At 53.4% G+C, this 17,607-nt stretch carries 14 protein-coding genes; 6 read left to right on the top strand and 8 right to left on the bottom strand.

The features are described from left to right. Positions 1–55: 55 nt before the first annotated feature. Both GK091_RS10860 and GK091_RS10855 read left to right on the top strand, forming a co-directional pair. Complete coding sequence (locus GK091_RS10860; protein ID WP_164037268.1) at positions 56–1,252, top strand: threonine synthase; 1,197 nt, start codon at positions 56–58, stop codon at positions 1,250–1,252. A 77-nt stretch (positions 1,253–1,329) separates the two neighbouring features. Next, positions 1,330–1,983, top strand: a complete 654-nt coding sequence (locus GK091_RS10855) for a DNA-3-methyladenine glycosylase family protein (protein WP_164037266.1) — start codon at positions 1,330–1,332, stop codon at positions 1,981–1,983. 5 nt (positions 1,984–1,988) lie between these two features. Here GK091_RS10855 and GK091_RS10850 read toward each other — a convergent pair whose 3' ends face one another. The 4 genes from GK091_RS10850 to GK091_RS10835 form a co-directional block, all read right to left on the bottom strand. Then, on the bottom strand, positions 1,989–3,377 hold the full coding sequence (locus GK091_RS10850) for a DUF4403 family protein (RefSeq protein WP_164037264.1): 1,389 nt from the start codon (positions 3,375–3,377) through the stop codon (positions 1,989–1,991). Between the two features lie 57 nt (positions 3,378–3,434). After that, positions 3,435–3,584, bottom strand: coding sequence for a FeoB-associated Cys-rich membrane protein (locus GK091_RS10845; RefSeq protein ID WP_164037262.1), 150 nt, complete (start codon positions 3,582–3,584; stop codon positions 3,435–3,437). Positions 3,585–3,720: 136 nt separating this feature from the next. Continuing rightward, a complete protein-coding gene (locus GK091_RS10840; protein WP_164037259.1) occupies positions 3,721–4,263 on the bottom strand; it encodes a YfiT family bacillithiol transferase in 543 nt (180 codons plus the stop codon). A 70-nt stretch (positions 4,264–4,333) separates the two neighbouring features. Further along, entirely contained in the window at positions 4,334–5,158 is an 825-nt protein-coding gene (locus GK091_RS10835; RefSeq protein WP_170312642.1) for an inositol monophosphatase family protein, read from the bottom strand. A gap of 107 nt (positions 5,159–5,265) precedes the next feature. On the opposite strand from GK091_RS10835, the gene GK091_RS10830 reads away from it, so the two are divergent. Beyond that, entirely contained in the window at positions 5,266–6,294 is a 1,029-nt protein-coding gene (locus GK091_RS10830) for a threonine aldolase family protein (RefSeq protein ID WP_164037257.1), read from the top strand. A gap of 47 nt (positions 6,295–6,341) precedes the next feature. Continuing rightward, on the top strand, positions 6,342–7,940 hold the full coding sequence (locus tag GK091_RS10825; RefSeq protein ID WP_164037254.1) for a carbon-nitrogen hydrolase family protein: 1,599 nt from the start codon (positions 6,342–6,344) through the stop codon (positions 7,938–7,940). Between the two features lie 223 nt (positions 7,941–8,163). Here GK091_RS10825 and GK091_RS10820 read toward each other — a convergent pair whose 3' ends face one another. From GK091_RS10820 to GK091_RS10810, 3 genes are all read right to left on the bottom strand, one after another. Beyond that, on the bottom strand, positions 8,164–9,351 hold the full coding sequence (locus GK091_RS10820; protein ID WP_164037252.1) for a S8 family peptidase: 1,188 nt from the start codon (positions 9,349–9,351) through the stop codon (positions 8,164–8,166). Positions 9,352–9,485: 134 nt separating this feature from the next. Next, positions 9,486–11,255: a hypothetical protein gene (locus GK091_RS10815; RefSeq protein WP_164037249.1), complete on the bottom strand. Its 1,770-nt coding sequence runs from the start codon at positions 11,253–11,255 to the stop codon at positions 9,486–9,488. Next, on the bottom strand, positions 11,256–12,299 hold the full coding sequence (locus GK091_RS10810) for a 3-oxoacyl-ACP synthase III family protein (RefSeq protein WP_164040715.1): 1,044 nt from the start codon (positions 12,297–12,299) through the stop codon (positions 11,256–11,258). Between the two features lie 103 nt (positions 12,300–12,402). Here GK091_RS10810 and leuS point away from each other — a divergent pair, with 103 nt between their 5' ends. Next, on the top strand, positions 12,403–15,270 hold the full coding sequence (gene leuS, locus GK091_RS10805) for a leucine--tRNA ligase (RefSeq protein WP_164037247.1): 2,868 nt from the start codon (positions 12,403–12,405) through the stop codon (positions 15,268–15,270). 109 nt (positions 15,271–15,379) lie between these two features. Here the strand turns inward: leuS and GK091_RS10800 are convergent, their stop codons facing one another. Then, positions 15,380–16,399, bottom strand: coding sequence for an LLM class flavin-dependent oxidoreductase (locus tag GK091_RS10800; RefSeq protein WP_164037245.1), 1,020 nt, complete (start codon positions 16,397–16,399; stop codon positions 15,380–15,382). A gap of 342 nt (positions 16,400–16,741) precedes the next feature. Here GK091_RS10800 and GK091_RS10795 point away from each other — a divergent pair, with 342 nt between their 5' ends. After that, on the top strand, positions 16,742–17,605 hold the full coding sequence (locus GK091_RS10795) for a glycerophosphodiester phosphodiesterase family protein (RefSeq protein WP_164037242.1): 864 nt from the start codon (positions 16,742–16,744) through the stop codon (positions 17,603–17,605). Positions 17,606–17,607: the final 2 nt, after the last annotated feature.

The following is a 17,607-nucleotide window of genomic DNA, read 5'->3' as shown; positions in this document are numbered from 1 at the left end:
ACGTCGTTTGCGTCATCCATCGGGGTCTGGCAACTTGCCGAAAAGTTACCTGATCATGACGATAACCGCCACTTCATCCCTACTTCAATCGGTACAGTGTTCGCAGTGCGGACAAACCTATTCGCCTTTCACGCGACAAACGTTGTCTGTGTGTTGTCAGGCTCCGCTCCTGGCCCGTTATGATCTGGACGCCGGTTTTTCTAAATCGGACTTAGCCTCACGCCCGAAATCGCTCTGGCGTTACGCCGAAGTGTTGCCCGTTGTTGATCCGGCCAACCAGGTAACCTTAGGCGAAGGGTTCACGCCCTTACTTTCACTTCCCCGGCTGGCCGAACGCTACTCGCTTCATCAAGTAACGCTGAAAGATGAAGGCCTCAATCCAACCGGTTCGTTCAAAGCGCGGGGCTTAAGTCTGGCCATTTCGAAGGCGAAAGAAAATGGTGAAACAGCTTGTATCGTGCCGACTGCGGGTAATGCCGGTGTCGCTATGGCCGCCTACTGCGCCCGCGCCGGTCTGGAAGCGGTTGTCGTCATGCCGCGTCATACACCTGATGCGTTTCGGGAAGAATGCCTGGCCTACGGCGCAACGGTTATACTCATTGACGGGCTTATCAACGATTGTGCGGCCAAGGTTCAGGAGATGAACCGCAATGGCGACTATTTCGATGTCTCGACGCTGAAAGAGCCGTATCGCATCGAAGGTAAAAAGACGATGGGCTACGAGATTGCCGAACAGCTGGACTGGCAATTGCCCGATGTCATCATGTATCCGACCGGTGGAGGAACGGGTTTGATCGGAATCTGGAAAGCGTTTCAAGAGATGCGGGATCTGGGCTGGCTCGCTCCTGGTCAGGCGTTTCCCCGGCTGGTGGCGGTGCAGGCCGACAATTGCTGCCCCGTTGTCGACACGTTCTGGGGCAGGCAGGTCAACAGCAAACAGTACGTCGGTCGCCCAACGCTGGCCAATGGGCTGGCCGTCCCCCGACCGATTGGCGAATCATTGATGCTTCAGGCGCTGGCGGCATCGAAGGGTACGGCCATCGCGATATCGGACGAACAAATGCTGGATAGCGTACGCGAACTGGGGCGAACGGAAGGACTGTTCGTTGCGCCGGAAGGCGGGGCAATCTGGGCCGCGACGAAACAATTACTGAACCAGGGCTGGCTCAGTCCCGACGAGCATATTTTGTTGTTGAACACAGGTTCCGGTCAAAAATACCTGGATAACATGAAGGGTATCTGGCCCCTATAAATTTGGCCCGTAATGAGCAAAAATGCCAATGAGTTTACCTGAAAAATGGTTATCTTGGTAGCATTAGCCGTTCATTCATGCAACCCGAAACCAGTTTCCTTCTACCGCTCGATTACTTAGCCCAGGACCCTGTCATGGCCCGCCTGATCGCGGAAACACCAGCGCCCAAAGTAGGAAACGCCCACGCCGATGCGCCCGATCGTGTGTATCTGGCGTTACTCGAAAGCATCGTTTCGCAGCAGATTTCGGTGAAGGCCGCCGATGCCATTTTCGCCCGGTTCCGGTCGCTGTTTCCTGATGGCTATCCTCATCCGGAAGCTCTGCTGCTGAAAACTACGGACGAATTACGCAGTGCGGGACTCTCGTTTCAGAAAATAAAGTATTTGCAGAGTGTCGCGGAGTTTTCACTCAACCAGTCGGATGGCGTTTCGGCTTTTGATCGGGCGCGTCTTGATGCAATGACCGACGACGAGATTGTCGCGTACCTGCTGCCGATTAAAGGGGTTGGTCGCTGGACCGTGGAGATGATGTTGATGTTCGTACTCGATCGGCCCGACGTATTTCCAATTGATGACCTAGTGATACGTCAGCGCATGATGCTGGCTTACCCGGAACAAACGGATGGGCTCACGGGAAAAGCCCTATACAAGGTGTTACACCAGATTACCGACGCTTGGCGGCCTTACCGGACAACAGCCAGCCTGTACCTGTGGCGCTGGAAACCAAGTTAAACGAACTATAACTTCCGGACCTTAACGGCTATTTTAGACTCCACTTTAATTAGCAGTTGAACCCCATCCGGACGGACAACAACCCGCTGCGGCACCAACCGAAAGGCATTGATATCAAGCGACGTTTTTCGTCCGGCTTCTCCTTGGGCGAAAGCCGTTTCGATCTTTTTAGGGAGTTCAGAAATCTCGTGCCGAAGCGGTACAACCATCACCGACTGAAGCGTATCGCGCAGGTGGTCGTGCAACAACCAGTCGGCAGTAGCGAACAGACGCTCCTTCGTGTCTACGTCGAAGTCAAGGTACTTGACCTGCAATGTATTGTTCAGCGTGTCGTAGCTGGGTTGTCCGTGGAAATACAACGTTCCGTTGACCGATCCGGCTACTTCCGTTTTCACAATCAGTGACCGGCCACCGCCATAAATCGTAGCCCGTTTGATCTTGACTTTCCCACCAGGTAGCTTGAGGTTCTGATTATCCAGGGCTTTGGCTAAGATCCGGTTGGCATCTTCGTACGGAATGAATGCTCTTACGGCCAGACGTGACGCTTCCGGCATTTTGGCCCGTCTCAACAAGCGGGGTAATCGTTCCAGCTCCGTGACTACAGGCATGGCTCCGACTTTGGTATCGACCCGAAACGCAATTTGCAGGGGTACGGTAATGCGTTTGCTATCGCCAAAAACCGGGGCAGCGGCAATACTGAACGGCTTGGGAACAATCCAGATTTCTTCGGGCTTTTTGGCAATGCGTAACGGCTTTTGCATATCCCGCCAAATCTTGCTTATATGCCGGTCGAGCCGTAGCTCACTATGCACCGCATTGTCAATGGCGGCTTCGATGTCGGCTTTTCGCTTGTTGAGCATACTTTCGGCCAATTTCGTCACTCCAATTTTTACGCCCAGCAGTCGCACGGTCGGCTGTTGTATCCATTGGTAATTCTCGAACCGCGACCGCGTTGATAACCGCCAATTAGATGCAATGGAAAGCGGACTCACGAAGTTGACAGACAGCGAACAGAGCCGACGACTCTTACGTTTTTTACTCAGCCCGATCGGATTGGTGTACCAGACCTGAAGGGGGGCGGAGAATGACACCTGCCGGTTTGCGTAGTTGATTTTTACGGGCCCGGTTCGTTCGACGCGCAAGTGCCAGGCTTCTCCTTTTTTGCCTTCGAACGTCTCTTCGGGCACAAGAACAACCCCAAGTGATTTGTTTATTTTCCGCTCAAGATCAGCGATTTTGAACGTTATATCGCCCGCAACATACGAGATCGGATCAGGAATGGGCGGCTCAAAATCCTGGGTGACGGGTGGTTTGGGACGAACATGCTTACAACTTACGGATGCGTACAGCACCGCCAGTACAACCAAAAATCCGATGATTCGTTTCGCGTTCACTGCAACAACAAACCACCGGATTACAAAAATGTTACCTAAGTAAACAGATATTCGTTTCTAGGTAGTTAGAGTGCTCTTCTTAGCGTCAGTAGTACACCCACAGCCTTTGCCGCAACCAGCCTGTTTTTTAAAGAAGCTCTTATAGGCCCGGCTCCCCAGATAGCCCAGCGCGACGGCAAATACCAGAAAAATGATCAGTTCCTGCATGACTGTTTAGATCAACGGTTGGCCATTGGATGGCGGCTGTAGGAGGCTGAATTTTATACAGTTAGCACCTGTTGTTCAATACTCTATGTCCGACATCGTATAGCCAGCACCCCATGTCTTACGGATCAACATCATTTTATAGCCAACCGTTCCGGACGGCGAGTTGATAAACGTGCTGATAGTGGTGTTCGCCGTGCCACGCATACATGCCGATCACTTCCGATAGTGGGAACAGGCGCTGACTACCAGGATGAAAATACGTCCGTTTCAGCTGGTCGTCGGTGAGCGATTCCAGCACAGCTACCCAGCGCAGATGAAGGTTCTTCAGTATGACCAGTGATGGGGTAATATCAAGGGCATAATCCGGTAGTTTAGCCCATTCGCCCTCTTCGTAAGGCGAGATTGTCGGGTTGTTTTCTGTCAACGCCAGTTTTACGCGCACGTACGCATTCATATGGCTATCGACAACGTGGTGTACCACCTGCCGGACTGTCCAGCAGTCGGGCCGATAGGGTGTGTCGAGCCGATCATCGCTCCACGTACCGACGAGTTCGGTTAGTTTGACCGGCATCCCGGCAATGGTTGATACATGCCCCTTTGTCTGTTCCGACGTGAAGACGCTCCCGTAGGCAAAATCGCCGATGGGGTAACGAAGGTTGTATACGTCCTGATCCTGCATATCTTTTACGGTATCCGATTCGCTTGTGTGTCGGATGGTGTTTTTTTAAGTACAAGCATAAGCACCATTCTTACTGCCAATACGTCTGAATGACACTTAACAATTCAGGTTGCATACCCGAGCCCGCGATAACATCGCCCCGGAACAGGAATTCGTCCCCCCCGTCAAAATCGGTTACGATTCCGCCCGCTTCCCGGACGAGTAAAACGCCAGCGGCCATATCCCACGCGTGAAGGTTGTATTCGTAAAAAGCCTCGAATCGTCCGCAGGCGACGTAGGCCAGATCGATAGCCGCGGAACCCCATCGACGCAGGCCGTGCGTTTTTGGCATCAATGCTTCCAGAATTTGCAGATACTGCGGCATCTTGTCGAAGCTGTAGTACGGGAACCCGGTAGCGATCAGACTATCCCCTAGTTGCGTTGCCGGAGAGACGGAAATTTTGCTGCCATTGCAGTACGCCCCCCCACCCTGCCAGGCCGAAAAACATTCGTTCCTGTTGGGATCATAGATGACACCGGCAATGGGCGTTTTGCCCTGCGCCAGGCCAATGCTGACCGAAAAGACGGGCAGCCCGTGGATAAAATTCGTCGTGCCGTCGAGCGGGTCGATGATCCAGTTGAGAGCCGTTTGGTCGGCCTCCTGACCGGTTGTTCCTTCTTCGGTGATAAAGCCAGCCTGTGGGAGTGCCTGTTTCAACCGGATAACCAGTTGTTTTTCCGTTTCCTTATCGACATAAGACACCAGATCATTGACGCCTTTGTATTCAATGGCTTCCCGCTGAAATTTGCTGCGTTCCTGAAGCAGAAAGGCCCCGGCATCGGTGGCAATGGTAACCATATCGCGGGTGATAGCGGCTAAATCGAGGGGTGATTGGATGGATGCGTCGGAATTCATTCGATGAGTAGGCTAAGCAAAGCCAATTTTGCGGGGCCAAGATATAAAAAAGCGGAAACAAGCACAGTCGGGTTGTCCGCAATTTGATTCTGAGCGACCTTTGTTTTATGACTATTGACCTGCGTAGCGATACCATTACTCAACCCACGCCCGCCATGCGCGAGGCTATGTTTTCCGCTCAATTGGGCGACGATGTGCTCGGCGATGACCCAACCGTCAACGCCCTCGAAGCGAAAGCGGCTGCGCTGTTCGGCATGGAAGGGGCGTTGTTCTGCGCATCGGGAACAATGACCAACCAGCTTGCGATTCGTACGCACACCCGACCCGGCGACGATGTCATTTGTGATTATCTGTCGCACGTGTATCAGTACGAAGGCGGTGGCATTTCCGTTAACGCGCTGGCGTCGGTTAGTCTGGCTCACGGCGAACGGGGGAAACTCACGCCCGACCTCATCCGCGAGTACATCTACAGCCCGTCCGATCCGCACAAAGCGCTATCACGTCTGGTCGTGCTAGAAAATACGGTCAACAAAGGCGGTGGCTGCTACTACACCGTACCCGAAATTGCCGCCATCCGGCACGTGTGCGATGAGCACGGTTTATTGCTACACCTCGACGGGGCCCGGCTTTTTAACGCCCTCGTCGAAACGGGCGAACCAACCGAAGCCTACGGCCAGCTTTTCGATTCGATCAGTATTTGTCTGTCCAAGGGACTGGGCTGCCCGGTGGGGTCCCTCCTGCTGGGGAAGGCCGATATGATTCGGCAGGCTCGACGCTACCGCAAATTGATGGGGGGTGGCTGGCGGCAGGCTGGTTTTCTGGCTGCTGCGGGTATCTACGCCCTCGATCATCACGTAGACCGCCTGAAAATTGACCATGCCCGCGCCCGAAAGATCGGCGCTATCCTCGAACAGCTGCCCGAAGTGGAAGAAATTCTGCCAATTGACACCAATATTGTGATTTTTAGGCTCCCGGCAAACCTCTTGGCAACCGATTACGTTGCACAGTTGGAAGTTAAAGGCATTCGTGGCGTTACGTTTGGCAAGCACCTCGTGCGCTTCGTAACCCATCTGGACCTGACCGATGAGATGATCTCGGAAATGGAGAAGAGGATGGTGGTGTCGGTTAGCCACTAGCCATCGTCTACCATCGAAAAGCCAACTTCCCACTCGATCAAAAAAATATGCATATACAAACCAGAACATTACAGAAAGAAGATTATCACGACCTCAAGGAAACCATGATTGAGGTCTACAGCGGTATTGGCGGTGATTACTGGCCGAAAAGCTCGATCACAAAACTGCTCTCTATCTTTCCGGAAGGTCAGTTCTGCGTGGAGGTCGATGGTAAAGTCGTCGCTATTGCCCTGGCCATTCGGGTGAAGTATGACAACTTCGGCGATAATCATACATATCACGAAATTACGGGCGGCTACACCTTCAAGACGCATAATGACGAGGGCGACTACCTGTACGGTATCGAAGTGTTTGTTCACCCCGACCACCGCGATCTGCGGCTGGGTCGTCGGCTGTATGATGCCCGGAAGGAACTCTGTGAACAACTTAATCTCAAAGGCATTCTGGCCGGAGGACGTATCCCGAACTACAATAAATTTGCCAACGAACTGTCTCCCCGCGAGTACATTGCCAAGGTAAAGCAGAAAGAAGTTTACGACCCGACCCTAACGTTTCAGCTTTCCAACGATTTTCACGTCCGGAAAGTCCTGCGCGGCTACCTGCCCGGCGACACCGAGTCAAAGGAATACGCTACGCTGCTCGAATGGATCAATATTTATTACGTCGCGGAGAAGGACAAAAAGCCGCATACGGATTCGATTATCCGGCTTGGCGTGATCCAGTGGCAGATGCGGCTGTTCAAAAATCTGGATTCGTTTTTGGATCAGGTTGAGTTCTTTGTGAATGCGGTCAGCGATTACCGGGCCGACTTCATGGTGCTGCCGGAGTTTTTCAATACACCGCTCATGGCCGATTTCAACGATCTGCCCGAACCGGTCGCTATTCGTAAACTGGCCGACTTTACCGAACCCGTCCGCGAAAAGCTCTGCGAGCTGGCCATCTCCTACAATGTCAACATCGTTGGGGGTAGTATGCCGCTCGTTGATGAGGATGGAAAATTATACAACGTCGCTTACCTGTGCCGTCGCGATGGTTCCTGGGAAGAGTACCGCAAGATTCATATCACCCCGAACGAGGTGAAGCACTACGGGATGGTGGGCGGTTACGAAATCCGGGCGTTCGACACCGACTGTGGTAAAATCGGTATGCTGATCTGCTACGACGTCGAATTCCCCGAACTGGGTCGGATTCTGGCCCAGCAGGGCATGCAAATTCTGTTCGTGCCGTTCCTCACCGATACGCAGAATGGGTATTCGCGGGTTCGTCACTGCGCGCAGGCACGGGCCATCGAAAATGAATGCTACGTAGCCATAGCGGGTTGTGTTGGCAATCTGCCAAAGGTCCACAACATGGATATCAACTACGCGCAGTCAGCCGTGTTTACGCCTTCCGATTTCCAGTTCCCGACGAATGCGGTGAAGGCCGAAGCGACAACGAACACCGAAATGGTACTTATTGCCGACGTTGACCTGAGCCTGTTGAAAGAACTTCACGAACACGGTTCGGTACAGGTGCTCAAAGATCGCCGGACGGACCTCTACGACGTGACCTTAAAGAAGGCAGGTCGAAAGGCGCTCAAACAACGGAAAGCAGCCGCCGAAAACGATCCGGAGGAGGTTGCACCCTTGATTGTCGTTGCCGACTAGCCGCACTGGTTTTTGTTTTGTTTAACCCCGCACTGGTATCAAAACCAGTGCGGGGCTTTTTATGATAGCCGCTTCGAGCTATTGGTCACAACGAATAACATAGTATGCGGACCAGAGGTCCACGTTACAAAGCTAGCGCGGCATACCAGATCCAGATAATGTAAATGGGTTGAAACAGGAGTCTCGACCAGATGTACCAGAATTTTGCGGGAACAAACTCCGCTTACTCACCCGCCATCGGGTCGGGTTTGCCATCGGTATCACCCGTTACAGTGCCATGCGTCGGTAGCTTACTGCCGCGAATGTAAAGCAAGCCTGCAACGTGGGGAGCGGCCATCGATGTACCGCTCAGCGTTGCGTACTTACCATCTTTGTAGGTCGACGTGATGCGAACGCCATAGGCACATACGTCGACGCTACTCCCGAAATTAGAAAATGAAGCAAACTGATTGCTCTGGTTCATGGCCGATACGGTAAACACGTTGGCGTGATTAACCCGCGCGGGCGAGTAATTATCGCTGTTTTTACTGTCGTTGCCCGCAGCAATGGCAAACAGGATACCCGCGTTAGCCGCTTTCAAAATTGCGCTTTCAAGCGCGTTGGATATGCCATCACCACCCAGGCTCATGTTGACCACATCACCCGATTTCCCATTCGTCGCTACGTAATTGACCGCCTGAATAATCCCCGACAATCGGCCTTCACCGTCTTCGTCGAGCACCCGCAACGCGACCAGCCGCGCACCGGACGCAACACCCGTCACACCAACGTTGTTATTCTTGGCACCGACGACCCCGGCAACGTGCGTACCGTGCCCGTTCTCATCGTTAGCCGATGTCTGACCACTCACGAATGACCGGCTGCGGTTCGTATCGACGTTCAGGTCCGGATGGTCCAGATCGATGCCCGTATCGATAATCCAGGCCGTTTTATCAGTTTGCAGGTCACCCCGCCCGTAGCCCGTCTGCTGAATATTCCAGAGCAGGGTCGATGAGGTTTGTACATCGACGCAGTTACAGATAGCCATGATTCGGTCTGGTTCAATGGCCGCTACTGCCGGATTCTGCCGCACCCGTTCCACTTCGTCGGTGGTCAGGTGGGCGAGAAAGCTGGTCTGCTCATCCGACCCAAGTATGGCTACCTGCGCATCGGCCACCTGGTAAGTCGTCAGCAATTGTTCCGCCGACACTTCGGCAGCGGCAACACGAGCGCCGGGAGCAACCGGCAGCGTTGTCGTTGGCTGGTAGGTAATGATGTAGGCACCGGAAACGGTCTGGCCACTGGTGGTCGACGCTTTCACCAGACAGTCGGTCGAAAGGGCCGTTACCTCGCTGTCGGTCTGGCATCCGAACACACAAAGGCCAATACAAGCGACGTTGAGGAGCGTCGCGAACGGAGTAAAACGTCGCATAAGATAGTACGAAAATCAGGAAGAGGTGATCACTAAAAAATCGTACAGAATCATCTCATGCGCAGTCAGCCAGTTGGTCTTACTTATCTATACGCCAAAAACGTAAAACCCGTTGCGTACCGTGTTACGGCTACCTATCTTTTTCTGTGAATTGGGATAAACACGACCCGACCAGCCGCCGGAAATCGCGTTTCAGCAATCGGGCGACCATAGCGCTGATAGAATTGGGCGACCTGCGGGGGCGTTAGCAGATCGGGATACAGGTTGATACCGGCGAACTTGTTAGTATGCAAGAACGAATCGAGAAACTGCCAGTCCTGGGCCGTAAACGCGTAGCCGGGAGTCAGCAGGCGGGGCCAGCCATCGCGCAGAAAAGGCCGAATCTGATCGGGGTGCAACCGACCAAAATACTGTCCGACAGCCCGTTTATCGTAAAAACGGCGAAACGTAAACACGGCATTTTGCCGGTCGTAGTACGGACAGAGGCCCTCTTTCGCCCCCACACCATCCGCGCCGATGGTACAGAATGGCCAGTCGAGCACGGCGACACCGGGTTGTTGTTTCACCACCGCGCAGTAGCGCAACAGGCTTTGAGATGCCAAATCAACGGGTATAAACAAACGCATACGGTAGCCGGTATACCATTCGGCTCCCAGCAGCCCAAGCAAGACTACAAGCCCGATCTGACCCAACAGCTTCCGGGGCCACGCCACGGATAACGCGAGTAAGCCCAGTAGAACAGGGATAATCAGACTGGACCGCCCACCATGCCGATTAAAGCTAAACCAGGGAAACACTTTCAGCGTCGGCAACAGAACCGGATGGTAGAGCAAACACAAAACCAGCATCGTGACCAATGGTAACCACAAGGCTACCCGTCGGCGAATTTGCCACCAGCCTACACCAGCCAGCATGACCAGATAGAGACCCGGACTTCCCTGTCCATAGCTTTCAAACGAATCCTTTAGCCATTGTTGGTAGGGAAGGGCATAACTGTGTATACCCGGCAAGTGCGGAATCAGCAAGCGCAACGGATGCGACCAGGCACGAAGCTCCGGCACGATGCCGAAATCAAATTGCCAGGCCGTCAGCGCGACTTGCAACGTCAGGGGCAGGTAGAGCCACGCGCTAAGGACAATCAACAGGATACAGCCGATGATAAGCCCCGCTTGTCGACCCCACTGATCACGCACATAATCACGGATAAGTATTGGCCAACGACCCGGCACCGGAAACCGCTGGACCAGTAACACCGCCAGCACAGGTACCGTCAGCGTTGTCAAGGTTAGCGCAAATCCGGCGACGTAACCCAGTTCCTGCCCCAGCACTTCGAAATGCAGCCATATCCACACCAGCCACTGAGAAAGCGAAATTGTCTTCCGATCGACCACATCCAGCAAGATTCGGTATGTGGCGACCATACACAGCACCGTCCAGTGATCGACGCAGATATTCATGTGTTCGGGAAATTTCCAGAGCGCATAGAAATTAAATACCGACACAATCAGGGACAGCATTAACGCCTTTGGCTGACCGAATCGCGGAACGATCAGGGTAAACGTGCCAACAGCGGCAACGAGCAAACTATATACGTAATAGAATTGAAGATAAGGGCCAGCGCCGTCGAACAGGCGGTAGCAGAGTGAATACCAGTAGTCACGCTCGAAGCCCCAGTCCAGAAACACCTGATTGATTCCGTACGGATAAAAGGACTGGTTATTGAACAGGTTGAGGTGCGGGAATGGCCAGAGGGTCAGGTTTTTGCCGAAGAAATAGCCAACGTATTCGAACTGATCGGTATCATTCCCGTTGGAGAGCGGGAGGCTGAAATTACCAACGGCCAGACTCCCCAGCCCAGCCGTCAGACTGATCAATACGATATACCAAAGCGTGTTGTTGCGCATCTACCACCGAATCAGGGCCGAACCCCACGTAAAACCGCTTCCGAACGCGGCTACGCAAAGTAAAGCACCATCGTCGATTTTTCCTTGCTCCCAGGCTTCGCAGAGCGCAATGGGAATGGAAGCCGCTGTCGTGTTTCCGAACTTATGGATGTTGTTAAACACTTTTTCGTCCGTCAGGCCCAGTCGTTTCTGCACCAGTTGTGCAATGCGCAGATTGGCCTGATGCGGCACCAACAGATCGATGTCCTTCGGCGACAGGTTCATCTCCGTTAATGCTTCCAGAATCACTTCCGGAAAGCGCGTCACCGCATGGCGCAGGACGGTCTGGCCGTTCATGTAAGGAATGCTGGTGTGATCGTCGTTGAGCACAATAGCCTCGACCTCCTCTTCCGAAAACCGGAGCTGGTATTTTTCAGCGTAGTAGCCCCCGTGTGCGCCCGGATTGATACAGGCCAGTTCCTCGGCATACGTACCATCGGCGTGGAGATGCGTCGTCAGAATACCCCGCCCCGGTTCGTCGCAGGGTTGAATGATGGCAGCCCCGGCCCCGTCCCCAAACAGGATCGTTACATCCCGACCGGACGGGGTAAAGTCCAGACTGTGTGAATGAGTTTCCGCCCCGACGATCAGCACGTTTTTGTATTTCCCGGTCTTGACAAATTGTTCGGCAATGGACAGCGCGTAGATGAAGCCGGAGCACTGGTTACGAATGTCAAGCGCCCCCATCGTCTGGTGCGTGATGCCGAGTTCGCGCTGGAGCAAGACGCCGTTTCCGGGGAAATAATAATCGGGGCTAAGAGTAGCAAAGATGATAAAGTCAACGTCAGAAGGGAGGATTCCGGCCCGGTCGATGGCGATTCGGGCGGCAGCGGCCCCCATTGTCGTGGTCGTTTCCCCGCGTTTTTTGCGGTAGTGGCGCTCCTCGATACCCGTCCGTCCCTGAATCCATTCGTCCGACACGTTGACCAGCGGAGCCAGTTCGGCATTGGGAACAACCCGTTCCGGAACGTAAGAACCTAATCCGGCAATTCGCGCGCTTTTCATCATGTATATGGTCAGACAGTGGGTTCTGGTTAATTGTTAGCAGCCAGAACGGTCAAAATTGGTATCTTTGCCCATTCTATCGCAGTAATTCTTATCCGTTTATATGGAGTACAACCACCGTAAGATCGAACAAGATTGGCAACGGTTCTGGGACGAAAATCATACCTACAAGCCAGAAGAAAGTACAGAGAAGCCGAAGTACTACGTACTCGACATGTTTCCGTATCCATCCGGCGCGGGCCTGCACGTTGGTCACCCACTGGGCTACATTGCGTCGGACATTGTGTCGCGCTACAAGCGGCTGAAAGGGTATAACGTGCTGCACCCGATGGGTTTCGATTCGTTTGGACTTCCTGCCGAACAGTATGCCATCCAGACCGGCCAGCATCCGGCCATCACGACCGAGCATAACCGGGCTCGTTATATCGAACAACTCAAAAACATCGGTTTCAGTTATGACTGGACGCGGGAAGTTCGTACATCCGACCCGTCTTTCTACAAATGGACGCAGTGGATTTTCATGGAACTGTTCCGGAGCTGGTACAATAAGGATACCGACCGGGCCGAATCAATCGAAACCCTGACGGACAAGTTTGCAATCAATGGCACCACCGATGTGCACGCCGTTTGCGACGAAGATGTGCCGTCGTTCACAGCCGCCGAGTGGAACGCCTTCTCGACGCGGGAAGCCTATGAGATAACCTTAAAATACCGGCTGACCTTTCTGGCCGATGCAGTCGTCAACTGGTGCCCGGCATTGGGAACGGTGCTGGCGAACGATGAAGTGAAAGACGGTGTATCGGAACGGGGCGGCTACCCCGTTGAGCAGAAGCTAATGCGCCAGTGGATGATGCGGATCACGGCCTACGCCGACCGGTTGCTGACGGGTCTGGACACCATCGACTGGACCGAATCGCTGAAAGAGCAGCAACGCAACTGGATCGGCAAATCGGTGGGTGCTAGCGTCAAATTCCCGATTAAATCAACCCAGCAGATCGGTGGCGAGTCTGTTTCGCTTCCGTCATCGGTCATCGAAGTCTTCACGACCCGTGTTGATACGATCTACGGGGTGACGTTTATGGTGCTGGCTCCTGAACATGAATTGGTTGCTTCATTGACCACGCCAGAGCAGCAGGAAGCGGTAAATGCTTACGTGAGCGCAGCCAAACTACGTTCCGAACGGGACCGGATGGCCGATACGAAAGCCGTTTCGGGCGTGTTTACGGGTAGTTACTGCATCAATCCGCTTAGTGGCGAAGAGGTCCCGATCTTTCTGGCTGACTACGTACTGGCCGGCTATGGTACGGGCGCGGTGATGGCCGTTCCGTCGGGGGATCAGCGCGATTGGAATTTTGCGACGCATTTCGGGCTGCCCATCGTTCCGATTCTGGACGCGCAGAAAGCGATCGATCTACAGGCCGACAACACGAAAGAAGGGCATTACATCAACTCGGGCATCATCAATGGCCTGACCTACAAAGAGGCTACGGCAACGTTGGTAGCCTGGCTGGAGAAGCGTGAGCTGGGTCGTGGTAAAATCAACTACCGGATGCGCGACGCGGTATTCAGCCGTCAACGCTACTGGGGTGAACCCGTGCCCGTTTATTTTAATGATGGGTTGCCTTACCTGATCGATGAGAGCGACCTGCCGCTTGAGTTACCAGCCATTGACAAGTACCTGCCAACCGAGACCGGCGAACCACCGCTGGGTCGCGCTGAAGACTGGAAATATACCGGAAGAAGCAACGGCTCCCGGTACGAATATGAGTTGAGCACAATGCCGGGCTGGGCGGGTTCGTCGTGGTACTGGTATCGCTACATGGATCCGAACAACGACAGTGCGTTTGCGTCCAAAAAAGCCATCGATTACTGGCAAAATGTGGACCTTTACATCGGCGGTACGGAACATGCGACCGGCCACCTGCTCTACAGCCGTTTCTGGAACAAATTCCTGAAAGACCGGGGCTTCGTGCCGCAGGATGAGCCGTTCAAAAAGCTGATCAATCAAGGGATGATTCAGGGGCGCAGCAATTTCGTGTATCGTCTGAAAGGAACAGGTGTGGAAGGAACGCCCCCGGTTTTCTTATCGCTCAATCAAGTCGGTACTCAGGACGTAACGCCCCTACACGTTGATGTTAACATTGTCGAGAATGATGTGCTGGACATTAACGAGTTCAGAAAATCCCGGCCTGATCTGACCGACAATGCGGAGTTCATTCTTGAACCAGACGGCAAATACATCGTTGGGGCGGAGGTCGAAAAGATGTCGAAGTCAAAATTCAACGTCGTCAATCCGGACATGATCGTGGAGAAATACGGCGCGGATGTGTTGCGGCTGTATGAAATGTTCCTCGGTCCGCTGGAGCAGGCAAAACCCTGGAATACCAATGGTATCGACGGTGTTTCCCGCTTCCTGCGCAAGTTCTGGCGGTTGTTCTATAAGGATAACAAAGACAGCACCGCTACCGAAAGCGACCTGTGGATCGTTACGGACGAACAGCCAACGCCAGCGGAATTAAAAGTGCTGCACAAAACCATTCAGAAAGCAGAAAGCGACATTGAAGCGTATTCATTCAATACGTCGGTGAGTGCCTTCATGGTTTGCGTGAATGAGTTGGCGACGCTGAACTGCCACAAACGCGCCGTTTTGCAGGAGCTGGTCATCCTACTGTCGCCCTACGCTCCGCACATTACAGAGGAACTTTGGGCCGCTCTGGGGAACGTGCCAGGAACAATTTCGAAAGCGACATTCCCGACGTTTAATCCCAACTATCTGGTTGAAGATGCGTTCGAGTATCCGATCCAGATCAACGGTAAAGTCCGGACAACGATCAGCTTTGCCATTGACCGCGCCCCGACCGACATCGAGCGCGAGGTGCTGGCCGACGAGATTGTACAGAAATGGCTGGAAGGTAAGTCGCCGAAAAAAGTCGTCGTTGTGCCGAAACGGATCGTCAACGTTGTGATTTAATTGATTCGATACGTAACGATCAAGGGTTACCGGTTTGGTAGGTCAGATTTCATACGCCTTATCTTGGAGATACGGCGTATGAAATCTGACCTACCAAACCTTTTTTTACCTAATAAACAGCCGTTGCGGTCCTCTCCTGAGACGCCAGCGCTGTCCGCGCTTCGGCTGTCAGTTCGATCGAATGTAGACGCGCCTGATGATCGAAAATCGGGGCTGAAATGATCAACTCATCGGCTTTTGTCTGCTCAATAATACGGGCAAGACCACGTTGTACCGTTTTGGGAGAACCTACCACCGAAAAGCCTAACACTGGCGCGATACCGGCTAATTCGTAATCCGGCCAGTTGGCGGTCAAATCGTCAACCGGTGGTTGCATCTGCCGGGCTTTCCCACGCCGGATATACAGAAACTGCTGTTGAACCGATGTAAACAGCCGCTCCGCTTCCTGATCGGTATCGGCAGCGACAACGTTGACGGCTACCATAGCATGGGGCTTTTCCCGCTGTTCAGACGGCTTGAACCGATCCCGATAAATGGCCAGTGCCTGCATCAGCTGCGCCGGAGCGAAGTGCGACGCAAAAGCATACGGCAGGCCAAGCATGGCCGCCAACTGTGCACCAAACAGGCTCGACCCCAGAATATAAACGGGCACATTGAGTCCAACACCGGGTATAGCCTGCACGAATTGGTTGGTTTCATCGGGCTGAAAATACTGCATCAGCTCAATGACATCCTGCGGAAATGTGTCGGCGTTCGTTGCATCCCGACGCAACGCCCGCGCGGTCAGCTGATCGGAGCCGGGCGCGCGCCCTAACCCCAGATCGATCCGACCCGGATAAAGCGACTCCAGCGTACCAAACTGTTCGGCGATCACCAGTGGCGAATGGTTGGGCAGCATAATCCCACCCGATCCCACGCGAATTGTTCGTGTGCCCCCGGCGATGTACCCGATCACGACCGATGTGGCCGCACTGGCGATACCCGGCATGTTGTGGTGTTCGGCAACCCAATAGCGGTTATAGCCCAGCCGTTCGGCATGTTGGGCCAGATCAAGCGAATTATGTAAAGCCTGCGTCGGCGTATTACCAGCCACGATAGGCGAAAGATCGAGAATTGAAAAGGGAATCATACGTTGTTGATTGTAAGGACATCGCAAAAAGTAAATGGGCACTGCCGGGTTCAAATCCAGCTGAGCAATCAGGTAATGCAGCACCAAGAACCCGTGATCGTTATGAATTCTGACATTGGCACTCTATTTTCACGGTTTCCGGGGACATTCACGACCCAGTTGATCCGGCGCTATACCATCACTAACTCATCAACAACACGACTTGCCCGAACGGTTCCTGATTGTTCGATAACTATAGAAGTATAGTGTACTTTGTGTGGTGCATCCTGGCGATACGGCGTATAAACCCATTAATTACCAGCGCCTTCACGCTCGAAATCCCCAAAAACGTTCTTCCTGCATATGACGACAAAAATTCTCCTGTTTCTGGGCCTGGGACTTGGCCTCACAACCTGCTCCCCAAAGACCTACACTAAAATTCCGGCAGGTGGTGGACCCGCATTCTTTAGTTATAAACCCAACAATGGCCCGGCGAAAATCTCGGCTCATCGGGGCGGTGGCGACTTAAAGGGTTACCCGGAAAACTGCATCGAATCATTCGCGTACCTGGCTAAAAATCTGCCCGTCATCATTGAATGCGATATTGACCTGACGAAAGACAGCATGCTGGTGATGATGCACGACGCCACCCTCGACCGCACCACTACGGGAACCGGCAAACTGATCGACAAAACCTACGCCGAACTCGCTCAGTACCGTCTGGAAGACAACATGGGCAACGTCACCACATATAGAATTCCCTCATTGGAGCAGGTACTTAACTGGGGCAAGGGCAAAGTAGGATTTACGCTCGACGTGAAACGGAACGTTTCTTTTGAGAAAATCGTGAACATGGTGCGCAAAACCGGCATGAGCGATTATGCCGCTATTATTACCTATAATGCGCAGGACGCAGCTAAGGTTAATAAACTGGACCCGAGTTTGATGATTTCGGTAACTATTCGCAACCGCGCCGAATACGACCGGCTGCGCGAACTCGGCATTCCTGACAATCGAATGGTTGCGTTTGTCGGCGTCAAAGAACCGGAATCAGAACTTTACCAGTTTCTGCACCAGAAAGGCATTGCCTGCATCCTGGGAACCCTCGGTAATCTCGACAAACAGGCCGCTGCCAAAGGCGACCAGGTTTACAAAAAGTTCGCCGAAAACGGGGCCGACATCATGTCTACGGATCGTCCGTTGGAAGTGTGGAAGGTGGTTAAGTAGAG

Origin of the sequence: Spirosoma agri (assembly GCF_010747415.1) — a bacterium.
Lineage (GTDB): Bacteria > Bacteroidota > Bacteroidia > Cytophagales > Spirosomataceae > Spirosoma > Spirosoma agri.
Note: the sequence above shows the minus strand (reverse complement) of the source record. Positions and strands in the feature narration are given on the sequence as shown.

Bases quoted from the DNA above. Each gene is read 5' to 3' on its own strand.
- GK091_RS10835 (WP_170312642.1), bottom strand. From the start codon at position 5,158: ATGAATTCCGACGCATCCATCCAATCACCCCTCGATTTAGCCGCTATC.
- GK091_RS10845 (WP_164037262.1), bottom strand. From the start codon at position 3,584: ATGCAGGAACTGATCATTTTTCTGGTATTTGCCGTCGCGCTGGGCTAT.
- GK091_RS10830 (WP_164037257.1), top strand. From the start codon at position 5,266: ATGACTATTGACCTGCGTAGCGATACCATTACTCAACCCACGCCCGCC.
- GK091_RS10800 (WP_164037245.1), bottom strand. From the start codon at position 16,399: ATGATTCCCTTTTCAATTCTCGATCTTTCGCCTATCGTGGCTGGTAAT.
- GK091_RS10815 (WP_164037249.1), bottom strand. From the start codon at position 11,255: ATGCGCAACAACACGCTTTGGTATATCGTATTGATCAGTCTGACGGCT.
- GK091_RS10825 (WP_164037254.1), top strand. From the start codon at position 6,342: ATGCATATACAAACCAGAACATTACAGAAAGAAGATTATCACGACCTC.
- GK091_RS10810 (WP_164040715.1), bottom strand. From the start codon at position 12,299: ATGAAAAGCGCGCGAATTGCCGGATTAGGTTCTTACGTTCCGGAACGG.
- GK091_RS10795 (WP_164037242.1), top strand. From the start codon at position 16,742: ATGACGACAAAAATTCTCCTGTTTCTGGGCCTGGGACTTGGCCTCACA.
- GK091_RS10840 (WP_164037259.1), bottom strand. From the start codon at position 4,263: ATGCAGGATCAGGACGTATACAACCTTCGTTACCCCATCGGCGATTTT.
- GK091_RS10860 (WP_164037268.1), top strand. From the start codon at position 56: ATGACGATAACCGCCACTTCATCCCTACTTCAATCGGTACAGTGTTCG.
- GK091_RS10820 (WP_164037252.1), bottom strand. From the start codon at position 9,351: ATGCGACGTTTTACTCCGTTCGCGACGCTCCTCAACGTCGCTTGTATT.
- leuS (WP_164037247.1), top strand. From the start codon at position 12,403: ATGGAGTACAACCACCGTAAGATCGAACAAGATTGGCAACGGTTCTGG.
- GK091_RS10855 (WP_164037266.1), top strand. From the start codon at position 1,330: ATGCAACCCGAAACCAGTTTCCTTCTACCGCTCGATTACTTAGCCCAG.